The following is a 23,999-nucleotide window of genomic DNA, read 5'->3' as shown; positions in this document are numbered from 1 at the left end:
GGTGGCCACCCCGGCCCGGGCAATCCAGCATGGCCCAAACGGACCGCAATGTCATAAGACAAGCGGACTGACGCTCAGCAAACCGCATTCTTCGAGCAGCCGATCGGAATGGCCGGCTGAGGACCGCCAGGTGTGTCGCCTATCGAACTCAGGCGCGTGAGGCATGCTGATTGTCGTCCCCGCTAGACCCGGCCGACGTCCACCGCGAAATGGTCAGTACACTGAAACGGACGCGGTCGCTTGTGCCTCTAGCGGAGCTCGTCGCACGCCTTCCGGTCTCGTTGCAGGCTGCGGCACTTTCGATACCAGTCAGGCGCGGCGATCACGATCGCGTCGTCAGTGCCATTGAAACACCTCTCAAAATGGCGATGGAGTGGACATAATCCTACGATGTACTATCCATATTTTCGCGGCAAACAGTTCGAACTCATCACCATTCGGGAGACAGCGGGGGTGATGGCACAAGCGGGGTTTGTGCCGATCATCGAACCGGTCAAGGAGACCCTGAAGGGGCTTCACAGGGCCTTGCAAACTGTCTGCGAAGTGGGCGGCAAGGCGATCGTCATCGTCAACCCGTACGTCGGCGACCACCAGGACAACGGAATTGGCATCACCGGTCTCCTGGCCCAGGAGTTTGCAGATAACGCAGCAGTATCGGCTGGGATACTTCTTCGGGAGGATATGAACCTCGAAGATGCCTATGCGCTTTTCGAAGCGCACGCCGCGCACGATCCGGTGTTCGTCCATGCCGGGTTTGGGGACCAAAAGGCTCTGGCCGATCAGCTTGGCGCGGGTCTCAAGAACACCCGCCATGTCTTCATCGAGAAACATGCAAGCACGCTCTGCCGCCGCTGCCTTAGCAAGGTGATGCTCTGCTCTTTGTCTAAAATAGACATCGTTGCCGCTCTTCATGGATACCCTCGTTCAGAAGCGTCTCGCGCATTGAGAACAAGCGTCGCTTGGTTGGGATAAACTCATCAGGTGGACGCGACGCTAAGATGTGATCGCACGGCGATCTGTCACCCCTAGGCGCGATGGGCGCGCCTAGGGGCGCAGCCGCGGCGTGCTGCTGCCGCGTGAAAAGGGCTTTAGAAGACTTGGGTCGTTCGTCATATTCGACAAACATGATTGATGCCGATGGAAAGTCAAGCCTTAGGCCGTTCAATGCATGATGGAATTAATGTAGGGCAGCATGCTGGGAAATTTATTGTTGTCACGGAAAAAGCTTTGCCTCTTCAATGGAAGTCCACTTTGTAGATGTATCTGCTTTTCTGACAATTAAGTCTTGTGTACGGCTACTGTTGATCACAATCATGACGAGTTTCATTTTCAAGCGTGTCAAATTTGTTAATTGAAACGAAGGCGTTGCTTTTTTATTATGCCCAGTCCACCATGGCTCGCTACATTGCTGATTTAAACGGAGTTTGTCATGACTGAACGCCGACAGAAGGTTGAAACGCTTGCTGTTCATGCCGGATGGCGAGCTGATTCAACGACAGGGTCGGTGGCCGTTCCTATCCATCAGACAACATCCTACCAATTTCGCGATGCGGAGCATGCGGCCTCGCTTTTCGCATTGCAGGAACTCGGCAACATTTACACCCGGATCATGAATCCGACTACCGACGTGCTTGAGAAGCGCGTAGCCGCCCTCGAAGGGGGCGCTGCTGCCCTGGCAGTCGCCTCGGGACAAGCTGCATCTGCCTACGCGATACAGAATCTGGCGCGCTGTGGCGACAACTTCGTGAGCTCGACAGCGCTTTACGGCGGCACATATAACTTGTTTGCCAACACGCTTAAGGATCAAGGCATTGAGGTGCGTTTTGTCGATCCTTCCGATCCGGAAAATTTTCGGCGGGCAACAGACGAGCGGACACGAGCCTATTATGCGGAAACGCTGCCCAATCCGAAGCTTGAAGTCTTCCCCATTGCGGATGTTGCTGCAATAGGCCGGGAGGCTGGAATTCCCTTGATCATGGACAACACAGCCGCGCCCCTGCTGTGTCGACCCATCGAGCATGGCGCAGCGATCGTCGTATATTCAGCCACCAAATATTTGGGCGGTCATGGGACCTCAATCGGCGGATTGATCGTTGATGGCGGCAATTTTGATTGGGCCGCGACCCCGGAGAGACAGCCGCTTCTGAACGCGCCTGATTCCTCATATCACGGAGCCATCTGGACCGAGGCGGCAAAGCCACTTGGCCCAATCGCCTACATACTGCGTGCAAGAGTGGTTTTGTTGAGGGATTTGGGGGCAGCCTTGTCCCCGTTCAACGCGTTTCAGCTGATCCAGGGGATAGAGACAGTGTCACTGAGGATGGAGCGGCACTGTGCCAACGCCGCTATCGTTGCCGACCATCTTGCGCAGCATCCCGCAATAACGAGGGTCATCTATCCATCTAAGCAGAATGGCCTCATCAAGGAGCGGGCCGACCGATATCTGACTGGTGGCCAAGGGGGACTCGTGGGCTTTGAGCTTGCCGGCGGGGTGGAAGCTGGGCGGAAGTTTATCGATGCCTTGGAACTTTTTTACCACGTCGCCAACATCGGTGATGCGCGTAGCTTGGCTATACACCCTGCTTCCACCACTCATTCCCAGTTGAATGAGGCGGAGCAGCTTGCGTCAGGCGTTTCGCCCGGGTATGTGCGCCTCTCCATCGGGTTAGAACATATCAGCGATATTTTGGCCGATCTAGAAAATGCTCTGAAGGCAGCGGTCTAGACGGAGCGGTATTAGCGCGCCCGGCCCCTCACGCGGGTAACCCGAATATCCCATTTCATGTCGACAAAGAGAGAGAAGACATTGCCCCGTATCGACGAGAAACTCCTGCCGATATTCGAAGACGTGTTGAGGCGGAATGCCGGTGAAACCGAATTCCACCAGGCTGTCGAAGAAGTGCTGGAAAGCCTGGGGCTCGTCGTCGCCAAGCATCCTCAATATATGGACAACGCCCTCATCGAGCGCATCTGCGAGCCGGAACGCCAGATCATCTTCCGTGTGCCCTGGGTCGACGACAAGGGGCAGACCCACATCAACCGCGGTTTCCGCGTGCAGTTCAACTCGGCGCTCGGCCCCTATAAGGGCGGCCTGCGTTTCCACCCATCGGTCAATGTCGGCATCATCAAGTTCCTGGGCTTTGAACAGACCTTCAAGAACGCGCTGACCGGCCTTCCCATCGGGGGCGGCAAGGGTGGATCGGACTTCAATCCGCGCGACCGCTCGGATGGCGAAATCATGCGCTTCTGCCAGTCCTTCATGACAGAATTATATCGCCACCTTGGCGAATATACGGACGTTCCGGCCGGGGACATCGGCGTCGGCGCGCGAGAGATCGGCTATCTCTTCGGCCAATATAAACGCCTCACCAACCGCTATGAGGCGGGCGTGCTCACCGGCAAGGGCCTGATCTACGGCGGTTCCCGCGCGCGCACCGAAGCGACCGGCTATGGCGCCGTCTATTTCGTGGACCAGATGCTCAAGACCCGTGGCGAAAGCCTGGAAGGCAAGCGGGCGGTGGTGTCAGGCTCCGGCAATGTCGCCATCTTCGCGATCGAGAAGATCAAGGAATTCGGCGGCAAGGCGGTCGCCTGTTCGGACTCCTCCGGCTACATCGTTGACGACGAAGGCATCGACCTCGACTTGCTCAAGGAAATCAAGCTCGTCCGCCGCGAACGGATCTCCGAATATGCGCGGTTGAAAGGGGCAGGCGCCTATTTTGTCGAGCAAGGCGTCGTGTGGGACGTGCCGTGCGAAGTCGCGCTCCCGTCCGCGACGCAGAATGAACTCAATGGAAATGATGCCGCGACCCTGATCCGCAACGGCGTCGTCGCCGTAGGAGAGGGCGCGAACATGCCCTGCACCCCCGAAGCTGTCCGCCTGTTCCAGAATGCGAACATATTGTTCGGCCCTGCAAAGGCGGCCAACGCGGGCGGCGTCGCTACGTCCGCGCTGGAAATGCAGCAGAACGCGTCTCGCGACAGTTGGACCTTCGAGGAAACCGAGGCTCGCCTCGCCGCGATCATGCGGCGCATCCATGATAGCTGCGCAGAGACCGCCGAAGAATACGGCGCGCCCGGCAATTACGTCCTCGGCGCGAACATCACCGGCTTCGTCCGCGTCGCCGAAGCGATGGGAGCAATGGGGGTTATCTAGCAACGAAGGAGCGGGTGATCTCTAGCGCCTTTCGCCCGGCTCGTTAGTTTGGGCCCGGATGTGCTCTGGTTGTCTCGGTAGGTCGCACAGTTCCCGTGCCGTTAGTCTGAGCTTAAATGCTCCACGGCTTGCCTTTTGCTGCGCGGCGGGAAAGTCGCCTGCCATCGGCGATGATGAATGGTGGATCGCGACCAGGTAAGTGGCAGAAGCCGAGTATTGTGGCCATGCACACGACGATGGTCTCATCAGTGCAGTATCATAACCTACTTCTCACCTTCGTCGACTGGCGGGGAATACCCGCCGCCTTCGACCCGTTCGCGGTACAGTGCCGCCCGCGCTAGCAGCATGAAGGCGACCGGCGTGGTGACCGTCAGGAATAGGCCGATAAGGACTTCGTGGACGGAAGGGCGCGAGCGGAGCACGGAGGAGCAGATGATCGACGCCAACACGATCAAGGCCATGCCCAGTGTACTACCAAGCGTCGGCGGATGCACGCGTTCGTAAAAACTCTGCATGCGCAACAGGCCGATCGACCCGACCAGCGCCGCCAGCGCACCCGCGAGCAGCAGGAGCGCCACCAGCGCCGCCGCCCAGCCCGGCAGGTCTGGTGCCTGAATCATTCGATTACCTCCCCGCGCATCAGGAACTTCGACAGGCCGACCGTTCCTACAAAGCCCAGCAGGGCGATGACCAATGCTGCCTCGAAATACAACGTTCGTCCTGTCTGTATGCCGAAGCTCAGCAACAGCAGCATCGAATTGGTGTACAAAGTATCTAGCCCAAGCACCCTGTCCTGCGCGCGGGGCCCCCGGATCATGCGGTAGGCGGCGCACATCATCGCCAAGCCCAGCATGACTTGCGCCACTGTGATTGCCAAGGCCAGTAGCAGGGACGTCATTGGCCGAATATCTCCAGCAACAAACTTTCATACCTGAGCTTGATCAAGGCGATCCACTGATCCTCATCGACGAGGTCCAGGACATGGACCAACACCGCGCTGCGGCGTCGATCAAATTCGACCCACAAGCTGCCGGGCGTTGCCGTTATGATTACGGCTAAAGTCGCGAGCCCATAGGGATGGGTAATCTCCAGCGGTAGGTGGATGAACCCGGAAACCCGGCCGCGGCGTCGGAACAGCACCAGCGATGCGACGGCAAAGTTCGACCGGACGATATCTGCAACGACGATCGCCAGCAGCTTAGCCATGGCCGCAGGCTGCCGCAGCTTCACGGGTTCCGGCTTCAATGCTGCCATCGCTTGGGTGGCGAGAAACGCTACGATCGCGCCCAGCAGCATTTGACCTGGCGAGAAGGACTGAGTCAGCAACAGCCAAGTGACGAACAGCAGCAGCGCAAGCAAGGGGTGGGGAATGAAGCGCCTCACCGTCCAGCCCCCACGCGCTGCGCGCTCAGGACCGCGCCCACATAGCCCTCCCGATCGCCCAGGGACTGGCCGGTCCGTTCCATGTAGCGCATCGTCGGACCCGCGAAGATCATGAGACCGAGACACACCACCAGCAGTATCGCGACCGGTACTACTTCGGCAAGGCGAAGCACCGGCTGCGGCTTGTCCGACGGTGCCCAGATCAGATCGATGCCAGCGCGGGTCGTCGCGACCAGCACCGCCAGCCCTGATCCGATCAATAGTGCAATGAGGCCCCAGATCGACCCTGCGATCCTGTCCTGCAGTCCGAGCAATCCGTCGATCATCGCGAATTTGGCGATGAAGCCGGACAGCGGCGGGAGGCCGGCGATCAGCAGTACGCAGAACGCGAAGCCCATGCCCAATATGGCGATGGTGGCAGGGATGACGATGCCGATCTCTTCCTCCCCACCCTCGTTGAGCGCGCCGGTATATTCATCGTCGAACACAGGTTCGCTGACGCCCGCTGGCAGCGCTTCCTGCCGCTCGACGAGCTCGATTAGCAGGTAGAAGGCGCTGATCGCCAACGTCGAACTGACTAGGTAGAAGAGTGCGCCTGCTAGGACATCGCCTGCGCCCGCGCCGATTGCCGCGATCAGCGTGCCCGCCGAGATGATCAGCGAATAGCCCGCAACGCGCGACAATGTGCGGGCGGCGAGCACGCCGATTGTGCCGAACGCCATCGTTGCCATGCCGCCGAACAGCAGCCATTCCTCACCATAGTTGCCGGTCCAACCCAGATCGCCACCAAAGAGGAGCAGATAGACGCGTAGCACCGCGTAAATGCCTACCTTGCTCAATATCGTGAAGAGCGCGGCGACGGGGGGCGCCGCCGCCGCATAGGTACGCGGCAACCAGAAGCCGAGCGGCCACATGCCCGCCTTCACCAGGAAGGCGATGCCCAATATTGCCATCCCGCTTTGCACCAGCGCCACGTCGCTATTCGCAACGGCCGGTATGCGCACGACCAAGTCAGCCATGTTGAGCGTCCCGGTCACCCCGTAGATCAGCGACGCGCCGATCAGGAAGAGGAGCGATGTGGCGACATTAAGCGTCACATAGTGCAGCGCTGCCTTCACCCGCGCCTTGCTCGATCCGTGCAGCAAAAGACCGAATGACGCCGCCAGCAGCACTTCGAAGAAGACGAACAGGTTGAACAGGTCGCCGGTCAGAAATGCCCCGTTGAGACCCATCAGTTGAAGCAGGAAGAGCGCGTGGAAGCGCGGGCCGGCACGGTCCCATCGCGCCAACGCGTGGATGAGCGAGGTGAGGCCCAACGTCGCTGTCAGCACAAGCATCATCGCCGACAGCCAGTCCAACACAAGCACGATACCGTAAGGCGCCGCCCAATTGCCGACCAGATAGGCGCGGGTTGCGGGCGCGCCGCTGAAGCCCGCCGCTGCAACCCCGGCCAACAGGGTGATCGATGTGGCGAGCAGCGCTGTCACAGTAGAGAGCGCGATGATCCGCTTGGCCATCGTCCTGCGCTCGTTGAGCAGCAACATGGCTGCTGCACCGACCAGCGGCAGCAAGATCGGGAGAATGATCAGTTGATGAAGCACGCCCCCGGTCACTCGCCATCCTCTCCGTCGACATGATCAGTGCCGGTGAGGCCGCGCGAGGCAAGTAGCACCACGAGCAGCAGCGCCGTCATGGCAAAGGAAATGACGATGGCGGTCAGCACCAGCGCCTGCGGCAACGGGTCGTCGTACAGTGCAGGATCGGGCGTGCCCGAACCGACCAGCGGCGGCGCGTCGACGGCCAGCCTGCCCATCGCATAGATGAACAGGTTGACCGCGTAGGACAGCATCGACAGCCCCAATATGACCTGGAAGGTGCGCGGGCGCAGCAGTAGCCATACACCCGATGCCACCAATATGCCGATGCCGAGCGCAAGAATGATTTCCATCAGCCTTGCTCCCTCACTGGCAGAGGGGGCGGATTGGACTGGCGGCGCGCGGTGGTCCGGATGGACTGGTGCGCTATGGCGATCAGGATGAGGGCGGTCGTACCCACCACCAGCAGGAAGACGCCCAGGTCGAACAGCAATGCGCTGGCAACCGGCACCTTTCCAACCAGCGGCACGTCGAGATAGCGGAAGAAGGAGGTCAGGAAGGGATAGCCGAAGATCAGAGCGCCCAGCCCGGTCGCGACCGCTGTCATCAGTCCCACGCCCATCCAGTTCAGCGGCTTGATACGCAATCGCGCCTCGATGCTGCGCGTGCCTGCCGCCATATATTGGAGGATGAGGGCGATCGACATCGTCACTCCCGCGGCGAAACCGCCCCCAGGCAGGTCGTGTCCCCTTATTAGCAGATAAAGCGCCAGCACCGTTATGAAGGGGAAAAGCCATTCCATAATCACGCGTGGGACGAGCAGATAGTCAGCCAGTGTATCGCCCCGCGACCGGTCGTCCCGTTCCTCGTCAAACGCATCCTGCTGACGCTGCTGCAGCGGGCTGCGCACGCTTTCGCTCGCCGGTCGAAAACGCCGCAGCAGTGAAAATACAGTCAGCGCGACAATCGCTAGCACCGTGATCTCGCCCAGGGTGTCGAACGCACGGAAGTCAACGAGGATGACGTTGACGACATTCCTGCCGCCTGCTTCCGGATAAGACCGTTCGATGAAGAAGCGCGAGACCGTGTCAGGCAGAGATCGAGTCATGATGGCGTAGGACAGCAACCCCAGGCCGAGGCCCGCGCCTCCCGCGATTACAAGGTCGATCGCCCTGCGCGCGCGGACGCTGATCGGCGTGCCCGCTTCCGGCCAGACGTCGGGCAGCCGCTTTGGCAACCATCGCAGGCTCAGCAGCATCAGGATCGTAGTGACGGTCTCCACCAGCAGCTGCGTCAATGCCAGGTCGGGCGCCGACAGCCATACGAAGCTGATGCAGCTGACAAGCCCCGTGCCCGACACCAGCACGACGGCGGCCAACCGGTGATATTTCGCTTGCCATGCCGCGGCCAATGCGCAGCCTGCTCCCACCAGCCAGATCGCGCCGAAGCCAGGATCCAGCGGCGTGACGCCAAGCGTCCCGATCGCGTAGCCAGCTCGTAGGAACGGCAGAAGTCCCGCGATGCACCCGACCAGCACTAGCACGCGCAGCTGCGACTGGAGCCGCTCCGTCGCCACCACTTTCATCAGCTGTCGCGCCGCGCCGATCAGGATCGACAGCACCGTCTCGAACATACGCCGGCCCTTAAGCCGTCCCAGCAGCGGCACGGCGGATGCGGTATTCAACTGTCGTGCAAAGACGAAATATCCGGCCGCCCCAACCGCCAGCGCGACGATGCTGAGGAAAAGCGGGCGGGTGAAGCCATGCCAGATTGCGAGGCTATATGTGGGCATGTTCGGCCCCAGCACCGACCGGGCCGCGACCTCCAGCACCGGACCAATGGTCACCGCAGGAAATATGCCGACTACAAGACAGCCGACGACCAGCACTTCGATCGGCGCCCGCATCCAGCGTGGTGCTTCATGCGGCGTGCGCGGCAGGCTCGTCGGTCGCGGGCCGAAGAAGGTCTGGTGGATGAAGCGCAGTGAGTAAAGGACGCTGAAGGTCAGGCCCAGCGTCGCCAAATAGGGCAGGGCTTGGTCCAGCCACGTGTCGTTATAATCTGTCACGGCTTCGGCAAGCAGCATTTCCTTTGACAGGAAGCCATTCAGCAGCGGCACCCCTGCCATCGCCGCTGCAGCGACCATGGCCAGCGTCGCAGTGATCGGCATAAAGCGGTACAACCCGCTCAGCCGTCGCAGGTCGCGTGTGCCCGCTTCATGGTCGATGATTCCGGCCGCCATGAACAGCGAGGCTTTGAACGTCGCATGGTTGAGCGTGTGGAAGATAGCGGCGACCGCCGCAAGCGGGCTGCCGATGCCCAGCAGCAACGTGATGATGCCGAGGTGACTGATGGTGGAATATGCCAGTAGGCCTTTCAGATCCTGTTGGAAGATCGCGGCCCAGGCGCCAATCAGCAGTGTTAGCAGTCCCGCGCTTGTCACGATGTAGTACCAGGCCTCGCTCCCTGCGAGCACCGGCCACAACCGGATGAGTATGAATATGCCAGCCTTAACCATCGTGGCGGAATGGAGGTAGGCCGACACCGGCGTCGGCGCGGCCATCGCATGGGGCAGCCAGAAGTGAAACGGGAATTGCGCGCTCTTGGTGAAGGCGCCGATCAGGATCAGCAGCAGCGCAGGCAGGTACAGTTCACTCGACCTGATGGCGTCGCCCGATGCCAGCACCGCTTCCAGGTCGTAGCTTCCGACGATACGCCCTATCAGCAACAGGCCGATCAGCAGGGAAAGCCCACCCGCCGCCGTGACGATCAACGCCATGCGCGCGGCACTGCGCGCGGCTTCATTCTGGTGCCAATAGCCGATCAGCAGGAAGGAAGCGAGGCTCGTCAGCTCCCAGAAAAAGACAAGCTGAACCAGGTTGCCAGACATGACCAAGCCAAGCATCGATCCCATGAAGGCGAGCAGGAATGAAAAGAAGCGAGGAACAGGATCGTCCCGCGACATATAATAGCGTGCATACAGAACAACGAGAAACCCGATTGCCAAGACAAGCTGTGCAAAGATCCATGATAGGCCGTCGAGCCGAACCACTAAGTTCAGCCCCAGGGAGGGAAGCCATTCTATCTCGCTGCGAAGGACTGTTCCGTCGGCCACAGCCGGGTAAAGAAACGCGGTCAGCAGCGTGCCAGTAAGCGCGACCATGCCAGCGATGATCCCGGCAGTATCACGCGCCCTTGAGGACAGAAAGGCGGCGGCGAGGCTGCCCAAAAACGGGAGGAGCAGGATTAACCACAGCAAGCTGATATTTGGTGAGGTAATTATCGCTCTCCAAGCGGTTGGCGCTTCTATCCCTGCTAGCTGCCTCCTTGCCTCCGGTCAAAACTCAAATAGCCTAAGGCTCAGGGACATCGTCAGCCGTTGATGGTGAGATCATCCGCCGCTATTACGGGAACAATAAGCACGTCCTGTGTGGCATCCAGCAGCACCCCCTGGGCGACGCTTCCAAGCAGAAATCGCTCCAAGCCCTTCCGCTGGTTTGTCCCAAGCACGATCAGATCAGCTTCCTGCTCGATTGCGCAGGCGCTGATTGCAGCTGAGGCTGAGCCTTTGAGCGGACTAAGCATGAGCTGCGCGGAATCCAATCGGCATTTCGCGAGGAACGAGGTCAACTCAGACCGGGCCCGATCCTCCTGCTGGCTGACATAATGATCAATCGCGTCCTGTACCTCCATAGCTCTCTTCATCATCCCGATCGCCGGCGCATCGAAAAGGTGCAGTGCGATTATGTCGCCTGCTGCAGAGATATCGAGCTCGGACATGGCGTTTATCGCGACCTCAGACGCCTCGTCAAAATCCACCGCCACAAGGCTCCGCCGGCAGGGGCCCGATGGAACCGCATTGACCATGAGGATGGGATGTCGACTACGGCGGATTGTTCGCTCAGCCGTGGTACCGACAAATGTATCCAGAAATTGGCGACGATGGGGACCCACGATGATGAGCGCAGGATCGGCTTCTTCGGCCACCTGCAGTATGCCAGTGAAAGCATCTCCAGTTGTGATCAGCCATTCAGCCCGTATTTGATCCACATCTACCAAGGTGGAGACCGTTTGCTGCAAAATTTCGGCCGCAGCAGCTTTTTGTCGTTCGATTAAGTAGTTAGGTTGATCGTCATCGACGACATGAACAAGCGTCAGCTCCGCTCCGACCTGCCGAGCTGTCAACACAGCTCTCCGCAGCGCCCGATCAGATCTGGTCGAGAAATCTGTGGCAACCAAGATTTGTTTCATGGAATCACCTCCTAAGCTGGCGCGCTCGCGGCATCCGTTTCACTATGCATCAATAGCATCCCGAGAGTTCGATGTCGCTGAGCAGATCGCCATTAATTCAAGCGAAAGCCCACCATAGCAGGGCAACCGCTATCAGTATGGGAAAGGAGAGAACGGCGACCAATTCCTTCGTCGGCACACGATAGCTGTCGCCATGCTCCCGGCGGAAATTGTGCAGCTTTTCCGCATGATCCTTGCTGGACGATAGGATGGCTTCTTCAATTAACGATAGGTGAGCAACCAGCCCGCCAATTTCCGCAATCTCTTGCGTGTTAACTCCGGGGTAACGGGCAAGTAGAGCTTCAAGCTCCATAAACGAATTTGAGACCGGCCGCAGCCGGTTAAACGACGTCGACATTGAACTATCCTTCAGAGCTCGACAAATTTACAAGATGAGAGGTGGTCTCCCTGCTAAATGCAGGCGAAGAAAGCTGTCAGATTTTATGAAGTGCAGACCGCCTCGAGTAGTCACTTCCCGGACGCCAGGTGATCCACGATAGCGTCCGGCTAATTGTTGAATATTAGGCGCTGAGCCTCGCCACAAGAGAAAGAATGGTTCATCACCGATGACATAGTTATATCATATACGGAAACAAGGATGATATCGCCCTAGCCTGTATTTATAGCGTCATGATGAAGATGCATTCACCTATTATCGCTAGAAATCCGTAGATTATGCAGTTTCATCGCCACCATGCAACGCTCCACGGCTCGCTATGCCAAACGCCGGTAACTCTGCAACAAGAACCGCTTGAAGATTTCGATCGCCTGTCCATATTGATACTGCGGGCCGGGCCCCTCTGACGGTTGTTTCGAAAACGATCGTGATGTCGGACCGCATCGGGTTGGCTCGGTGCAGGTCAGTAATTTTCTCATTTCCTCCCAGCTGATCCGGTTAATCCATATCGAGTGGAGAGAGGCTTTGAATAGATTGTTATACAAATTGACCCGGTTGCACGCGAAGCTCGAAGAGGAAATCCGCGGCGAACTTAGGCGTCGTTTCCCCGATAATATGCGGTTGTTGCGGCTCAAGAAAGTGCGACTGCAGGTAAAAGATCGCCTGCACGGCCAGGGGCTTCGACGCGCAGAGAGTGAACTCGCTCGGTGATCTGAACCACCGCGTCGCGCTTGAACTCATCGCTGAAACTGGGCTTTCCCATCGCCGCCTCCTGTCCTAAAAATAAGATCGGAGGTGTCGAGAAATCTAGGAGCTACTCAGTCCCAACGCGTTGGGACTGAGCAGTCTGCGGCTCTGAGAGTTGCCTCAGGGTGCGTCGTCAGAGCCGGCAACACCACCTTCGCCTTCAAGCCTGGCTATCTGACGGGTGTCGGAACGCGTGAATTTTAGCCGTACACCGGCTCCCATTCCGCCTTCTTCTTCGACGAGGATCACCCCATAATGATCGAGTGCGCGCTGCGCGGCACATAGGTCCGCCTTCTCCGTGATCCATGCACTGCCAGCTCATTCGATGCGGCCCAGCGTATCGGTGGAAATGCCAGCGGCGCTTGCAAAGTCTGCCGCGCTCACGCCGACCAATGCCCGCGCGGCTGCGATCACGCGACCTGTTATGTGAACATGACCTGACATGAATGCTTCCTTCTCGCTCAAGGGTCCAACTCTATTTCGATCGGATTGTGCCGTCCACCTTGCGCTTGAGGATGCGGAGCTATGAGACTTGTGGCGATAGGCTAATTCTTTCATCTTCTTCGAAATAGGCGCGCGCAACCTCAAACGATCGGCTCGCTGCCCTTCACTTCGACGTGCCTGGTCCGGGCCTTTGCGCGATGATTTCGTGGCGATGGGCCACCGTCGTACAGCGGCCTGCCGATCAAACCATCTTCTAGAGGAGCGCGAGCCGCCAGTGCGCGGCGATGATCGGTACCCTTGGCGTGAGCACCAGCGAATAAGGTGACAAATGTTTAGGCCGGATCACCGAGATCGCCCGGACCTACAATTTTTTTGAAGTGCGCTCATATCGAGGCGCGGACCTTTTGCGCTGACCGAGGCAGCTTCGTGGTGCTTTCTGCCAAAGGTTGCGCATCTTGCGGGGTCAATACCACATATCATTTGAGTGAATTGGCGCGGATTACGCAGTGGACATCGGTACGCCATTCCTAGTTAAATCCGGTTCGCGCCTACGCTTGGGCGGTAGCATCTACCGCAAAAACGCGCACCATGCCGATGAAGGGTGCAATGCCATACCCTGGTAACGGTTCAGCGCTATGTACTTGTCGACATGGTCTAGGGGGCGAACATCGAACCATAGCTGTGGCTGCCGAGCAATATGAACGTCATGGCAGGTGCCAAAAGCAGAATGAGAAGATGAACGCTTACGCCTGATCCGGCAGCTGACATAACCTTGACGAGCGGCGAAGAGGGGAGCAGCTTCTCGTGGCACATAATTCGATCTTGCAGCCCGCATAGACATTCAATAATCATCTGTGCTCCTCGACAGACTTGACCATACGAGCGCTCGAAGGCGGTTGGAAGGTGGAGTGAGATGCCATTACTAAAACGTCGATCGAAGTTTCAAATCGCAAAGCTGCATCGACGCGACTTCATGGCGAGCGTTGCGATTGGGGCGGCTGCGCTCGCGTGTTTCCGGCATCCTGCGTATGCAAAGCCACGCATCGTGGAGGTGTCGATGGGCACCGCCCTTATGACATTCCTGCCGGCCACGGTGACTATCAAAGTCGGAGACACGGTGCGGTGGACCAATCCCGGCATCGTCAGCCATATCATCAATTTCGATCCTGCCCGTGCAAAGCAGGCAGGGTCAGTGAGCTTGCCTGCGGGAGTCGAGCCGTTCAATTCAGAAGAGATGGAGAAAGGCGATACCTTTTCCCACTTGTTCACAGTGCGCGGCACTTATCATTACACCTGCCGCTATCACGAGAATATGGGAATGACAGGAACGATCATCGTCCGCTGATGATACTGGCGGGACGCATCGCACAGCGAACTTCGTCGCGACATTGTTTCGCTTTTCACAAGCAGGTTATTTAGTTCGCGACGGAGCGTCTACCGCGCTGGGTAGCGTCGTTTCCGGAAACCAAGCAGCAAAGTCTTCTCGCTTTGCGATAAGATCCGCGATCGTATATTGGTCAAGCACCGCTAAAAACGCTCTCACAGCCTCTTTGAGAACACCGGTCATGCCGCACGCCGGCGCGATGATGCAACTCCCGCAGTCTACAAGTTCGAAGCCTTCTTCAGTGTGCCGAACGAGAGCGCCGACATTTATCGTGTCTGCCGGCTTGCCGAGGCGAATGCCGCCGCCTCGGCCGCGCACGCTCTCGATATAGCCCGCCTTCGCTAAGTCATTGACGACCTTCATGAGGTGGTTCTGCGAAATGTTATAGGCGCGCGCGACTTCGGCAATCGAGCACAGCCGCTCCGGGTGCGCGCCAAGGTAAAGCAGCACTCGCATCGAATAATCAGTGAACAGCGTGAGCTTCATGGCCATCCCAGACGGCATAAGACAAACCAAATATATGCATTCTGATTGCATCTTTCAATCGAATCGTATAGATGCATTGAGGATGCATGATTTGGAGTGGGTGTCGTGGAAGATGACCCGGCGACAGACGAAGCGCAGCTTGCAAGCTTTGTTCACGCTTTCTACTCCCGCGTGCGGGCGGACCAGCTACTCGGCCCCGTGTTCAACGACAGCGTACATGATTGGCCACGGTATCTGAAAACGTTCGAGGATATTTGGTCGTCCGTGAAGTTCAGGACCGGTCAATATACCGCTCACTCAATTCCTGAAGGCCTGAAGCACAAACAGAGCATCACAACCGAGCTTTTCCGAAGCTGGCTGACGTCATGGAGAGACACAGCTGAAGAACTGATGCGCCAAAGTGCTGCTGCAGTCCTTCAGTTCAAGGCTGCGCAAATGGCCGATCATCTGCAACTTGCTTCCTTCTTCAGAGCGGCCGATCTCTCTCGAATTGGAGGTCGGGGAAGCAAAGCATCGGGAAGGGGCGCCGTGGCTGAACTGCTCCCCTACAGGTCCACGCCAGTATTCGTTCAGGACACGTTGCCAAGCGCATTGCAAGCCTGGCATGATATAAAGTCTGGCGTTTCGAGTCTCACTACAGTGCTCGAAGGGCACCTGAAGAATCATATATCTCGATCCGCCATGCAGAGCAGTTCTCACGCCCACCCACGGGCTCGTTCTTTCTCAACAACCGCATTTTTCGACGCCTTTGGGCGACATGAAGATGCAAGTCGATTTCTACGATCAGAAACCGTTTTCAACGAAGTCTTGGCCAATCAATCAACGAAGGAGCTGTCATGTCGCAACCTCTGAGCGAACAGACCATCGCGCTCGTTAAAGCTACTGTTCCCGCGCTGGAGGCCCACGGGCTCGACATTGTGCGGGAAATGTACTCGCGCATGTTCCAAAATCCCGAGATACGCGACTTGTTTAATCAGTCGCATCACGGCGACACCGGATCTCAGCCGAAGGCACTAACGGGGGCGATCCTCGCATATGCGAGCAACATAGAAAATCTTGGTGCCCTGGCTCCAGCCGTAGAACGGATCGCACAAAAGCATGTCGGGCTGCAAATTCTGCCCGAGCATTATCCGCACGTGGGTGAGGCACTTCTCGGCGCTATCAAAGCTGTTCTGGGCGACGCCGCAACGGAAGACATCCTAGCAGCCTGGGGCGAAGCTTATTGGTTTCTCGCCAACATACTGATCGCTCGCGAACGGCGCATTTACACCGAACAGAAGGATATGAGTGGGGGCTGGAATGGCTGGCGGGAATTTCGAATCGATGATGTGGTACGCGAGAGCAGCGTCATCAACTCCTTCCTCCTGCGTCCCGTGGATGGCGAGCCGGTCATGACATATAAGGCCGGCCAATATTTAACTTTCTGGCTGGAAATTCCCGGCCATCCTCCCGTCAAGCGCAATTACTCAATTTCGGCTGCTCCCAACGGCGAAACTTATCGCATCTCCGTCAAGCGTGAGCCGCAGGGGCTCGCCTCGGGCTGGCTCCACGACGAAGCCAAACACGGTACGATCCTGAAGGTCGCCGCACCGGCCGGCGAGTTCTTCCTCGCTGAGCATATCGAACGACCGATCGTTCTACTTTCAGGAGGTGTAGGCTTAACCCCGATGGTAGCGATGCTTGAGGCACTAGTCGGCAACGGTGCCTCTGTTCCCGTGCAGTATATTCACGGCACCCACGACCGCGAAACGCATGCCATGCGGGATCATGTTCGCAGCGTCGCCGCGCTGGGGAACTCCGTCAAAATCATCGACTTTCATCAGACCCCCCTTGCCGACGAGGTTCTAGGTCGCGATTATGATGTTGCCGGCATCATCACCGACGAGTGGCTGGTGGCGAATACTCCTGTCGGAGATGCGGACTATTATATCTGTGGTCCTCGGCCCTTCCTGCGTCACGCTGTTTCCACGCTGTCGCTAGCGGGTGTCCCGTCGGACCGCATCCATTATGAATTTTTCGGCCCGGCTGACGAACTGCTGGCGGCGTGAGTCATTCGGCGGTGGATGGCATCAGCATAGCGCGCGTGATCCATGTCCTGGCAATCGTGTTGTGGATTGGAGGAGTGGCGTTTGTCACCCTGGTCGTGATGCCATCCATCGGCCGTGCCGCTCCTGGCGACAGTCGGATGGGTTTCTTTCGCCAGCTTGAGGGGCGTTTTGCCTTCCAGGCCAGGTTTTGGGTCCTGCTTGCAGGCATGAGCGGCCTCTGGATGGTTCAACGCGGGCATATGTGGGTTCGTTTCGCTGATCCTCGCTTCTGGTGGATGCATGCGATGTTGCTCACCTGGCTCATTTTTGCAGCCATGCTTTTCGTCATCGAGCCGATGTTTGTTCATCGCCGCACGGATAGGTCGGTTCATCCGGAAGCCGACTTTCGCGCCATGGAGCGGATGCATCGCGTGCTTCTCGCGCTCTCCGTTATAACAGTACTAGGCGCGGTTGGTGGCAGCCACGGCTTGATCTGAAGCAGCATCACGTTCTGCTCATGACGGCTTCTGCGTCGGGTTTCGGGTCACTTAGAATGCGCTGCTGTATGCAAAGGGCGGTTTCACCAATGCCACGGTGAAGGCTGCCTATGACGACGGCGTTAAACGCATCGAAATTGTTGTCTTATCCTCCAAAATCATTCGTTTGACCACGTCGCGCGCCTAGTCCAGCTATAGCGAGCAGGAACGAAAACCCCTTGTTCGAAGCTTGCGAGAGGATGCGACAATGCGCAATAATGGGCCGGAGACAGAGAGCTCGGCGTTGCGCTTCGGTGGCATTGCTCAAACGATCATCCTGTCTGCGGTTGCCGCTGCGATCTGCACCCTATTTAAGGTGCATGCGCTAACGGAAGCGCAGGCATCCATCGCGCTCGTCACGGCGCTGCCGACGGTCATGACGATACTTGTCCGACGCGACACGAAAGAGTGATGTCCAACTTAGAATGAAAACATTTGCACTAAACTATAAGTAATTTGATCTACGCGGAGGCGCAGAGTTGCGCTTATGAGGCGGACCGAAATGAGGCACGCGGCGGAGCATGATCTGCCGGCGGCTTCGGTCTAGTCACGGTTGCCTCGCAAATGTCGTCTGCAAAGTCATCGCTCTCCTGGCCTTCGGTCAGCTTGACCATTGACGCGCGCAAGCTGCTGTTCTCGCTGAGCAGTTTCCTTGCGGCGGCGATCACGCTGGCGATCGTGTTCTCGGCCAGCCTGCCACGTCCTTGGTGGGCGCTGTTGACGGTCTATGTGACGGCACAGCCCATGTCGGGCGCATTCCGGCCCAAGATGCTGTATCGCCTTGCCGGAATCGCGACCGGTGCCATCGTGACGATTGCGGTGGTTCCCAACCTCCAGAATGCACCGGAACTGCTGGTGCTGTGCATGGCGGCGTGGACGGGCTTTTGCATCTATCTTGCGGTGCTCGACAGGACGCCGCGCGCTTTCCTGTTCCAAATGGCAGCCTTCAGCTCGGCGGTAATCAGCTTTCCCTACATCGAAAATCCCGCCGATATATTCGACACCACTGCAGGGCGCGTTGCGGAAATGACCGTCGCGATCCTGAGCGTCTCGATGGTTCACGCGGTGCTGCAACCATGGAGCGCAACGCCCGTGATCCGCGATCGGGCTAAGTCCTTCTTACGACATGCGCGCCGTTGGTCGGTCGAAGTGCTGAGCGGCGACAATGGCGAGCAGGAAAACGCATACCGCCGTGCGCTGGCATCCGACGTCACCGAGTTGGGGATGATCGCAATCCACCTGCCATTCGATCAACGCGCCGCGCCCATCACGCAGCGCCGCGTTATTGCGCTCCAGCAGCAGCTTGCCAATACCATCCCGCTCGCGTCGGCTGCCGCCAACCGGCTCGACCTGATAGAACGCGAGCATGGTATCCTGCCCGAACTTAACGGATTGCTTGTCCGCACGATGGATTGGTTGGGATCGGCAGAAAGTCGGACGGCACAAGTTGGGGCACTGATTGACGAGTGCGAGCGGCTGGCGAGGCAGGCAGAGGATCGCGGCGACTGGCCTTCGCTGCTAGCCGCCAGCGCCTCAATTCGCCTTGCTCAGTTTCTGAATGCCTTCGCTAGCGCGCAGCGGCTTGCCAATCGCATCGGGTCGCCGGGTCGTCTGAAAATCAGTGACGGACATGAGCAGTCGTTCCGGCTTGCGCGCGATCACGGTGTGGCAGTGCTGGCGGGAGCGGCCACGGCGGCGGCGATCATCCTCTACTGTGCGGTGTGGATCCTGCTGGCCTGGCCCAGCGGCTCCGCCACGGCCGCCTTTGCGGCGCTCATCACCTGTTCCTTCGCGGCCCATGATGATCCATCGCCGATAATCGGCCGATATCTGAAGGCGACGTTGAAGACCTTCCCACTGGCCGCCTTCTACCTGTTCGTGGTCCTCCCTCGCGTCGACGGTTACGAAATGCTGATGATCACGCTGGCTCCGGCGCTCCTTTGGATGGGCTATATTCAGGCCGATCCGCGTCGTTCGCCCGAAGCGTTGCCAATGTTCTCCTGCTTCATCGTGGCTATGGGTTTCCTCGCCCGGTTCCAGGCCGATTTTTCCGCCTTCGTGAACACCGGCATTGCTCAGTTGGGCGGCATCGTCACGACGCTGGCCGTCACGCGTCTGTTTCGCACTGCAAGCGCGCGCTGGACTCTGCGTCGCGTGATGCGCGCCAACTGGACCGAGCTGGCCCTGCTGGCGGACATCCGCCGGCCGTTCCGTCCCGGAGATTGGACGGCGCGCTCCGTGGACCGGCTCGGCCAGATCGCGCAGCGCATCGTCGCGGCTCGTCCGGGCGATGACCTTCATGCTGCCGACAGCCTTGCTGATCTGCGGATTGGGCGGAATGTCATTCCGGTGCGTAAGGCCCTGTCCCATGTCCCACACGATCTGCGCCACGACCTTGGCCTAGTGCTGGCGGGCGTCGCCGATCACTATCGCGGCTGCACGCGGCTTTCCAAGATCGTACCAGCCGACGCGGCGCTACTGGTGCCGATCGACCGGTCGATCGACGGTCTGCTTGCCCAACTGCTCGACGAATACTGCAGGCAGGCGCTGCGTGCGCTCGTTGCGATGCGTTGCAACCTGTTCCCCGAAGCCGCTGCTCCGGTCCTAACCGCCGGCAAGACCGCCACCCTGCGGATGGTGCAAGGAGGTCGCGCATGATCGAGGAAATTCACTTTGGCGGTATCTACGTGCCCGCCGCTCTTGCAACGGCGGTCTTGTCGGGCGTGCTGGTATATGTCGTCCGCACGCCGATGCAGCGCATGACATTCTATCGACTCCTTTGGCAGCCCGCCCTGTTTGACCTCGCTGTCTTCATCCTCCTGTGGTGGGGATTAAGTGCGGGAGCAGATCTCACCTCTCACTTCTGGTTCATGTCATGACCATGCTTTCACGACACCATCTTGCGCGCTCGATCGCGACGCTTTTCGTCATTCTCGTCATTCTTGGCGGAATCTACGCGCTGTGGCAGCGCTATCAAGTCGATCCAGTGACGCGTGACGGCAAGGTCCGTGCCGACATGGTGCCCGTGTCTGCCGATGTCGCCGGACTCGTCACCGAAGTGCGGGTCGTAGATAACCAATCCGTACGCAAAGGCGACGTGCTGTTCGTCGTCGACCGGCCGCGTTACCAACTCGCCCTCGAACAAGCCGATGCAACCCTGATGAACAAGCGCGCTTCGCTCGCGCAGTCGGTTCGCGAGGATCGCCGCAACAGCGCGATCCGCGAGGTGATTGCCGCAGAGACCGTTGAACAGGGACGTACTCGGACCTATGAACTCAGAGCAGAGGTGGCGCAGGCTGTTGCTGCCCGAAACCTCGCCCGTTTCAACCTTGAACGCACGCTGGTCCGCGCGCCAGTTGACGGGGTCGTTACCAATACGACCTTACAGCCAGGAGTCTATGTCGTTGTCGGCAAGCCTGCTCTGGCCCTGGTTTATGGAAAGACCCTCCGAGTTGAGGGGTATTTCGAGGAGACCAAGCTGCCGGCTATCCAGGTCGGCGATCAGGCGAGCATCTACATCATGGGCGTCGCGGACGAAATTCATGGTCGCGTCCACAGCATCGCTGGCGGCATCGAAGACCGCGAGCGGGGCGGGACCGACGGTCAATACGCCGATGTGAATCCGAGTTTCGACTGGGTCCGGCTGCCCCAGCGCATTCCGGTCCGGATCGAGATCGAAAACAAGCCGGCGAATGTGCGGCTCATCCCCGGACAAACGGCAACGGTCGTGATTCATCCACGTGCCGACGCACGCAAGATCCAAAGGAGTCTGCCATGGTAAGGCAAGCGATGAGCCGCCTGACGCTCTGCGCCCTCGGTGCGGGGCTGCTGGCGGGCTGCACCACGGTTGGACCGGATTACAAAGGTCCAAACAGCGCGGTGCTCAAATCCCCTGCCGCCCAGGGCAAATTCGTCGGCGCTGCCGGCCTTCCCGTCGATGCCGACGCGCCTCCTCAGGATTGGTGGCGACTGTATGACGACCCGCTTCTCGACCGGCTTGTCGGAGAGGCCTTGGCCGCCAACACCGACCTTCGGGTCGCCGCTGCCAACCTGGAGCGTACCGAAGTCACAATCCACGAAGCCAAGGACGCATATGGCCCGGAGGTGGAGACTGAAGTCGCCTCAGAGCGCAGACAGTTTTCCACCCAGTCCTACCTGCGCGAGACACCTATCCCCCCGTTGACCGTCGGCAGCGTGGGAATCCGTGTCGCCTATCAGCTTGACCTGTTCGGCCAGTTAAAGCGCCTGGTCGAGGCTGCCGAGGCCGATGCGGAAGCCAGCCGCGCTGTTCGCGACGCTGTTCGCGTGACCGTGGTGGCCAATGTTGTGCGCGCCTATGTGGAAGCCTGCAGCGCCGGAGAGGAACTGGCCGCCACCCGTTCGGTCGTCAACATTCAGGAGAAAAGCGCGGGTGTCCTGCGTCGCCTCGGCCGTGCGGGGCGGATCGCGCGGACCGACGCCTTCCGGGCTGATGCCCGGACGGAAGAGGGGCGCGCCGCCCTGCCGGTGTTCGAAGCGCGACGGAAAACCGCCCTATATCGTCTCGCGGTGCTTACCGGCCGCCCGCCGGCGGAGTTCCCAATCGAAGTCGCCAATTGCGCCGAACCTCCTCACCTGACGCGCCCTGTGCCAGTCGGCGACGGGGCCAGCCTGTTGCAGCGGCGCCCCGACGTGCGCGAGGCGGAGCGCGATCTGGCCGCTGCCACGGCGCGGATCGGCGTAGCGATCGGGGAGCTCTATCCGCGCATCAGCCTGGGTGCGGGCCTAGGTTCAACCGGTATTCTATCTGATCTTGGCACAAGGCCTGCCAATCATTGGAGCCTAGGCCCCCTCATTTCCTGGTCGTTGCCCACCCCAGCTGTCAGATCTCGGATCCACCAAGCGAACGCAAAAGCGGACGCGTCCTTGGCGCAGTTTGACGGAATAGTGCTCAACGCGCTTCGTGAGGTTGAAACCAGCCTGACAAGCTATGGGCGCGACCTTGACCGCCACGCCCGCCTGGAATTGGCGCGAAACCTGTCCGTTAAAGCGCGGGACGATGCGCAGATTCTTTACAGGGCCGGCCGCACCCCACTGCTTGACCTGCTGGATGCCCAGCGAGCAGCTGCCGAAGCTGAAGCCGTGCTGGCGACGTCAAAGGCCCGGATCGCCGACGATCAGGTGTCCCTGTTCCTCGCCCTAGGCGGAGGCTGGGAGCAGGGCGAAAGTTGAACTTCGATGGACTTCGCTCTTCGTCAATTGAGGTGGGCAGAGAAGGGGGTTCCAGCCAGCGCCGATGCCCGGATGCCCTATCGTTCCACCCCCATGTTCGATGAGCAGACCTTGTCGGCGGCACTGCGCAAGCGGCCCGATATCGGGATGGGTCAGGGGGCTGATCCGGGTTCTAGAAGGCCATTCCGGCTGACGGACATCGAGCCGCCATCCGAATGTATCCTCGAACACAGTCGGCCCGGCATCTTCCGGCCGCGCGAAATGCATCTCGTGAGGCCGCTCGGGTCCATGAAGATGCAGGTGGATTTCTACAGGGAGCCGCCGCTCCTCTGAAGATACTCAGTTGTTTGCGGTCTGGTGGCCTAACAGTGTTGACTTATCATAACGTTAACCGTGCCGGTCATCTCGCCTGCGGTGCTGGGGTGAAACATTGCCGCCAGATGCGAGAAGCAGCTTAAAGTTCGGCACAGCGCGCTGTTCGAGAGTTTCGACGCCAGCAATGGGTAGGGTGGTCGATAGGAGGCGAAGATGGCGTCAGTCTTCATGTTGCGCGCAGGCACGACATTGACTGGTATAACGCACATGCATGCTCTTGCTATTTGCGCAAAAGTTTGTGTGACCCACAATAAAATAATTCATTTGTCACATACTGAAGTCGATCGCATGAAGCGCATACGGTCGTTCAATGAATACTGATTCAAAAATACTTTGTTATTGATCGGAGCTACGCAATGGCTTTTCATTCGAAAATAAATAGAAAAATGAATGTGCTGGTTTACTATGAAAAGCACTTCCCATGTAACTTGCGGGCGATATCCGGCTATGTCAGTTGGTGCGCATCTTCGCTTTCAACTGCTTGGGATCAGTGCAAGAAATCCCTCAGCCTTGTTGGTCGAACCAACGGCCTGAGGACTGTTCGTATATCTGGCGCCCTTGTTGTGACAATCGTTCCCGTAGGGACCATCGCGGCATCTCCTGCAGAAACGTACGAACAAATCTCGGTCCCAGGCAAAACGATCTTCGCCTATCGACCGCTCGCCCAGCGCAAGCGCGTCGTGGGCAAATGTCACCCCGAAGCGTCCAAGGCGATCGCCTGCGAACAGCAAGCCGCCATCGCACGCAAAGAAGCGCTAGGCGCCAAGCAGGCAGCTTCGCTTCGTAACGCCGGTCGGATCCATGAAGATTCAGGTGAACTCTTACAATAAGCTGCCGCTCGTCTGAGGTCACGCAGCCTTCCGCTGATTTCGGGACCTACGCTGTATGACCCCCTGCTGCGGAAATTCGCTGCCCGATCCGTTCCCGAGCTATGAGAGCAATTCGCGACGCGTTGCCACGCTTCACCC

At 58.9% G+C, this 23,999-nt stretch carries 24 protein-coding genes and 2 pseudogenes; 15 read left to right on the top strand and 11 right to left on the bottom strand.

Annotated features, from left to right (window positions below):
* Positions 1-390 precede the first annotated feature (390 nt).
* The 3 genes from MU848_RS17220 (at position 391) to gdhA (ending at position 4,156) form a co-directional block, all read left to right on the top strand.
* Positions 391-972: a sce7725 family protein gene (locus MU848_RS17220; protein WP_196225542.1), complete on the top strand. Its 582-nt coding sequence runs from the start codon at positions 391-393 to the stop codon at positions 970-972.
* 457 nt (positions 973-1,429) lie between these two features.
* On the top strand, positions 1,430-2,725 hold the full coding sequence (locus MU848_RS17215; protein ID WP_247234415.1) for an O-acetylhomoserine aminocarboxypropyltransferase/cysteine synthase family protein: 1,296 nt from the start codon (positions 1,430-1,432) through the stop codon (positions 2,723-2,725).
* A gap of 81 nt (positions 2,726-2,806) precedes the next feature.
* Positions 2,807-4,156 (top strand): NADP-specific glutamate dehydrogenase, encoded by a 1,350-nt coding sequence (gene gdhA, locus MU848_RS17210; RefSeq protein ID WP_230463333.1) that lies wholly within the window; start codon positions 2,807-2,809, stop codon positions 4,154-4,156.
* 263 nt (positions 4,157-4,419) lie between these two features.
* Here gdhA and mnhG read toward each other — a convergent pair whose 3' ends face one another.
* From mnhG to MU848_RS17170, 8 genes are all read right to left on the bottom strand, one after another.
* Complete coding sequence (mnhG, locus tag MU848_RS17205) at positions 4,420-4,776, bottom strand: monovalent cation/H(+) antiporter subunit G (RefSeq protein WP_196225545.1); 357 nt, start codon at positions 4,774-4,776, stop codon at positions 4,420-4,422.
* Positions 4,773-5,054: a K+/H+ antiporter subunit F gene (locus MU848_RS17200; protein WP_037466092.1), complete on the bottom strand. Its 282-nt coding sequence runs from the start codon at positions 5,052-5,054 to the stop codon at positions 4,773-4,775. The genes mnhG and MU848_RS17200 overlap by 4 nt, the downstream gene beginning before the upstream one ends.
* Positions 5,051-5,539 carry a Na+/H+ antiporter subunit E gene (locus MU848_RS17195; protein WP_037466090.1) on the bottom strand — a complete coding sequence of 163 codons (489 nt, stop codon included), beginning with the start codon at positions 5,537-5,539 and terminating at the stop codon, positions 5,051-5,053. The genes MU848_RS17200 and MU848_RS17195 overlap by 4 nt, the downstream gene beginning before the upstream one ends.
* Positions 5,536-7,152 carry a monovalent cation/H+ antiporter subunit D gene (locus tag MU848_RS17190; RefSeq protein WP_196225546.1) on the bottom strand — a complete coding sequence of 539 codons (1,617 nt, stop codon included), beginning with the start codon at positions 7,150-7,152 and terminating at the stop codon, positions 5,536-5,538. The genes MU848_RS17195 and MU848_RS17190 overlap by 4 nt, the downstream gene beginning before the upstream one ends.
* A complete protein-coding gene (locus MU848_RS17185) occupies positions 7,149-7,487 on the bottom strand; it encodes a Na+/H+ antiporter subunit C (RefSeq protein ID WP_037466086.1) in 339 nt (112 codons plus the stop codon). Before MU848_RS17185 ends, MU848_RS17190 begins: the two co-directional genes overlap by 4 nt.
* Positions 7,487-10,393, bottom strand: coding sequence for a monovalent cation/H+ antiporter subunit A (locus MU848_RS17180; RefSeq protein WP_196225547.1), 2,907 nt, complete (start codon positions 10,391-10,393; stop codon positions 7,487-7,489). The genes MU848_RS17185 and MU848_RS17180 overlap by 1 nt, the downstream gene beginning before the upstream one ends.
* 113 nt (positions 10,394-10,506) lie before the next feature.
* The gene (locus MU848_RS17175) at positions 10,507-11,385 is read right to left on the bottom strand and encodes a universal stress protein (RefSeq protein ID WP_247234411.1); all 879 of its coding nucleotides are present in this window, start codon (positions 11,383-11,385) and stop codon (positions 10,507-10,509) included.
* A 97-nt stretch (positions 11,386-11,482) separates the two neighbouring features.
* Positions 11,483-11,782, bottom strand: a complete 300-nt coding sequence (locus tag MU848_RS17170; protein ID WP_196225549.1) for a hypothetical protein — start codon at positions 11,780-11,782, stop codon at positions 11,483-11,485.
* A gap of 495 nt (positions 11,783-12,277) precedes the next feature.
* On the opposite strand from MU848_RS17170, the pseudogene MU848_RS19155 reads away from it, so the two are divergent.
* Positions 12,278-12,430, top strand: a pseudogene (locus MU848_RS19155) (hypothetical protein); the annotation flags it as partial.
* Between the two features lie 22 nt (positions 12,431-12,452).
* On the opposite strand, the gene MU848_RS19150 reads toward MU848_RS19155, so the two are convergent.
* Together MU848_RS19150 and MU848_RS17160 are read right to left on the bottom strand one after the other, a co-directional pair.
* Positions 12,453-12,584: a hypothetical protein gene (locus tag MU848_RS19150; RefSeq protein ID WP_380801122.1), complete on the bottom strand. Its 132-nt coding sequence runs from the start codon at positions 12,582-12,584 to the stop codon at positions 12,453-12,455.
* A gap of 302 nt (positions 12,585-12,886) precedes the next feature.
* Positions 12,887-13,012 carry a helix-turn-helix domain-containing protein gene (locus MU848_RS17160; RefSeq protein WP_230463253.1) on the bottom strand — a complete coding sequence of 42 codons (126 nt, stop codon included), beginning with the start codon at positions 13,010-13,012 and terminating at the stop codon, positions 12,887-12,889.
* A gap of 913 nt (positions 13,013-13,925) precedes the next feature.
* Here MU848_RS17160 and MU848_RS17155 point away from each other — a divergent pair.
* Positions 13,926-14,357, top strand: a complete 432-nt coding sequence (locus MU848_RS17155) for a cupredoxin domain-containing protein (RefSeq protein WP_196225550.1) — start codon at positions 13,926-13,928, stop codon at positions 14,355-14,357.
* 66 nt (positions 14,358-14,423) lie between these two features.
* Here MU848_RS17155 and MU848_RS17150 read toward each other — a convergent pair whose 3' ends face one another.
* Positions 14,424-14,882 carry an Rrf2 family transcriptional regulator gene (locus tag MU848_RS17150; protein ID WP_196226452.1) on the bottom strand — a complete coding sequence of 153 codons (459 nt, stop codon included), beginning with the start codon at positions 14,880-14,882 and terminating at the stop codon, positions 14,424-14,426.
* Positions 14,883-15,410: 528 nt separating this feature from the next.
* Here MU848_RS17150 and MU848_RS17145 point away from each other — a divergent pair.
* From MU848_RS17145 to MU848_RS17100, 10 genes and pseudogenes are all read left to right on the top strand, one after another.
* Positions 15,411-15,675: pseudogene (locus MU848_RS17145) on the top strand (DUF1971 domain-containing protein); the annotation flags it as partial.
* Between the two features lie 43 nt (positions 15,676-15,718).
* Positions 15,719-16,930: an NO-inducible flavohemoprotein gene (hmpA, locus tag MU848_RS17140; protein WP_196225551.1), complete on the top strand. Its 1,212-nt coding sequence runs from the start codon at positions 15,719-15,721 to the stop codon at positions 16,928-16,930.
* Between the two features lie 11 nt (positions 16,931-16,941).
* The gene (locus MU848_RS17135) at positions 16,942-17,406 is read left to right on the top strand and encodes a hypothetical protein (RefSeq protein WP_196226453.1); all 465 of its coding nucleotides are present in this window, start codon (positions 16,942-16,944) and stop codon (positions 17,404-17,406) included.
* 247 nt (positions 17,407-17,653) lie between these two features.
* Positions 17,654-17,857: a hypothetical protein gene (locus MU848_RS17130; protein ID WP_196225552.1), complete on the top strand. Its 204-nt coding sequence runs from the start codon at positions 17,654-17,656 to the stop codon at positions 17,855-17,857.
* A 152-nt stretch (positions 17,858-18,009) separates the two neighbouring features.
* Positions 18,010-20,103: an FUSC family protein gene (locus MU848_RS17125; protein WP_247234408.1), complete on the top strand. Its 2,094-nt coding sequence runs from the start codon at positions 18,010-18,012 to the stop codon at positions 20,101-20,103.
* Positions 20,100-20,324 carry a DUF1656 domain-containing protein gene (locus tag MU848_RS17120; protein ID WP_196225554.1) on the top strand — a complete coding sequence of 75 codons (225 nt, stop codon included), beginning with the start codon at positions 20,100-20,102 and terminating at the stop codon, positions 20,322-20,324. Before MU848_RS17125 ends, MU848_RS17120 begins: the two co-directional genes overlap by 4 nt.
* A gap of 2 nt (positions 20,325-20,326) precedes the next feature.
* A complete protein-coding gene (locus tag MU848_RS17115; RefSeq protein WP_196226454.1) occupies positions 20,327-21,226 on the top strand; it encodes an efflux RND transporter periplasmic adaptor subunit in 900 nt (299 codons plus the stop codon).
* Positions 21,220-22,656 (top strand): efflux transporter outer membrane subunit, encoded by a 1,437-nt coding sequence (locus MU848_RS17110; RefSeq protein WP_230463255.1) that lies wholly within the window; start codon positions 21,220-21,222, stop codon positions 22,654-22,656. The genes MU848_RS17115 and MU848_RS17110 overlap by 7 nt, the downstream gene beginning before the upstream one ends.
* A 6-nt stretch (positions 22,657-22,662) precedes the next feature.
* Entirely contained in the window at positions 22,663-22,989 is a 327-nt protein-coding gene (locus tag MU848_RS17105) for a hypothetical protein (protein WP_230463256.1), read from the top strand.
* 398 nt (positions 22,990-23,387) lie between these two features.
* Complete coding sequence (locus MU848_RS17100; protein WP_196225555.1) at positions 23,388-23,861, top strand: hypothetical protein; 474 nt, start codon at positions 23,388-23,390, stop codon at positions 23,859-23,861.
* The last annotated feature ends 138 nt before the right edge of the window (positions 23,862-23,999 follow it).

Origin of the sequence: Sphingobium agri (assembly GCF_023051225.1) — a bacterium.
In the GTDB taxonomy this organism is placed as follows: Bacteria; Pseudomonadota; Alphaproteobacteria; order Sphingomonadales; family Sphingomonadaceae; genus Sphingobium; species Sphingobium agri.
Note: the sequence above shows the minus strand (reverse complement) of the source record. Positions and strands in the feature narration are given on the sequence as shown.

Excerpts from the sequence above, each read along its gene's own strand:
- MU848_RS17125 (WP_247234408.1), top strand. The coding sequence starts at position 18,010 with ATGTCGTCTGCAAAGTCATCGCTCTCCTGGCCTTCGGTCAGCTTGACC.
- MU848_RS17200 (WP_037466092.1), bottom strand. The coding sequence starts at position 5,054 with ATGACGTCCCTGCTACTGGCCTTGGCAATCACAGTGGCGCAAGTCATG.
- MU848_RS17215 (WP_247234415.1), top strand. The coding sequence starts at position 1,430 with ATGACTGAACGCCGACAGAAGGTTGAAACGCTTGCTGTTCATGCCGGA.
- MU848_RS17175 (WP_247234411.1), bottom strand. The coding sequence starts at position 11,385 with ATGAAACAAATCTTGGTTGCCACAGATTTCTCGACCAGATCTGATCGG.
- MU848_RS17115 (WP_196226454.1), top strand. The coding sequence starts at position 20,327 with ATGCTTTCACGACACCATCTTGCGCGCTCGATCGCGACGCTTTTCGTC.
- MU848_RS17155 (WP_196225550.1), top strand. The coding sequence starts at position 13,926 with ATGCCATTACTAAAACGTCGATCGAAGTTTCAAATCGCAAAGCTGCAT.
- MU848_RS17185 (WP_037466086.1), bottom strand. The coding sequence starts at position 7,487 with ATGGAAATCATTCTTGCGCTCGGCATCGGCATATTGGTGGCATCGGGT.
- MU848_RS17220 (WP_196225542.1), top strand. The coding sequence starts at position 391 with ATGTACTATCCATATTTTCGCGGCAAACAGTTCGAACTCATCACCATT.
- MU848_RS17120 (WP_196225554.1), top strand. The coding sequence starts at position 20,100 with ATGATCGAGGAAATTCACTTTGGCGGTATCTACGTGCCCGCCGCTCTT.
- MU848_RS17160 (WP_230463253.1), bottom strand. The coding sequence starts at position 13,012 with ATGTCAGGTCATGTTCACATAACAGGTCGCGTGATCGCAGCCGCGCGG.
- MU848_RS17105 (WP_230463256.1), top strand. The coding sequence starts at position 22,663 with ATGGACTTCGCTCTTCGTCAATTGAGGTGGGCAGAGAAGGGGGTTCCA.
- MU848_RS17130 (WP_196225552.1), top strand. The coding sequence starts at position 17,654 with ATGCGCAATAATGGGCCGGAGACAGAGAGCTCGGCGTTGCGCTTCGGT.
- MU848_RS17170 (WP_196225549.1), bottom strand. The coding sequence starts at position 11,782 with ATGTCGACGTCGTTTAACCGGCTGCGGCCGGTCTCAAATTCGTTTATG.
- MU848_RS19150 (WP_380801122.1), bottom strand. The coding sequence starts at position 12,584 with ATGGGAAAGCCCAGTTTCAGCGATGAGTTCAAGCGCGACGCGGTGGTT.
- MU848_RS17100 (WP_196225555.1), top strand. The coding sequence starts at position 23,388 with ATGGCTTTTCATTCGAAAATAAATAGAAAAATGAATGTGCTGGTTTAC.
- MU848_RS17110 (WP_230463255.1), top strand. The coding sequence starts at position 21,220 with ATGGTAAGGCAAGCGATGAGCCGCCTGACGCTCTGCGCCCTCGGTGCG.
- hmpA (WP_196225551.1), top strand. The coding sequence starts at position 15,719 with ATGTCGCAACCTCTGAGCGAACAGACCATCGCGCTCGTTAAAGCTACT.
- MU848_RS17150 (WP_196226452.1), bottom strand. The coding sequence starts at position 14,882 with ATGAAGCTCACGCTGTTCACTGATTATTCGATGCGAGTGCTGCTTTAC.
- mnhG (WP_196225545.1), bottom strand. The coding sequence starts at position 4,776 with ATGATTCAGGCACCAGACCTGCCGGGCTGGGCGGCGGCGCTGGTGGCG.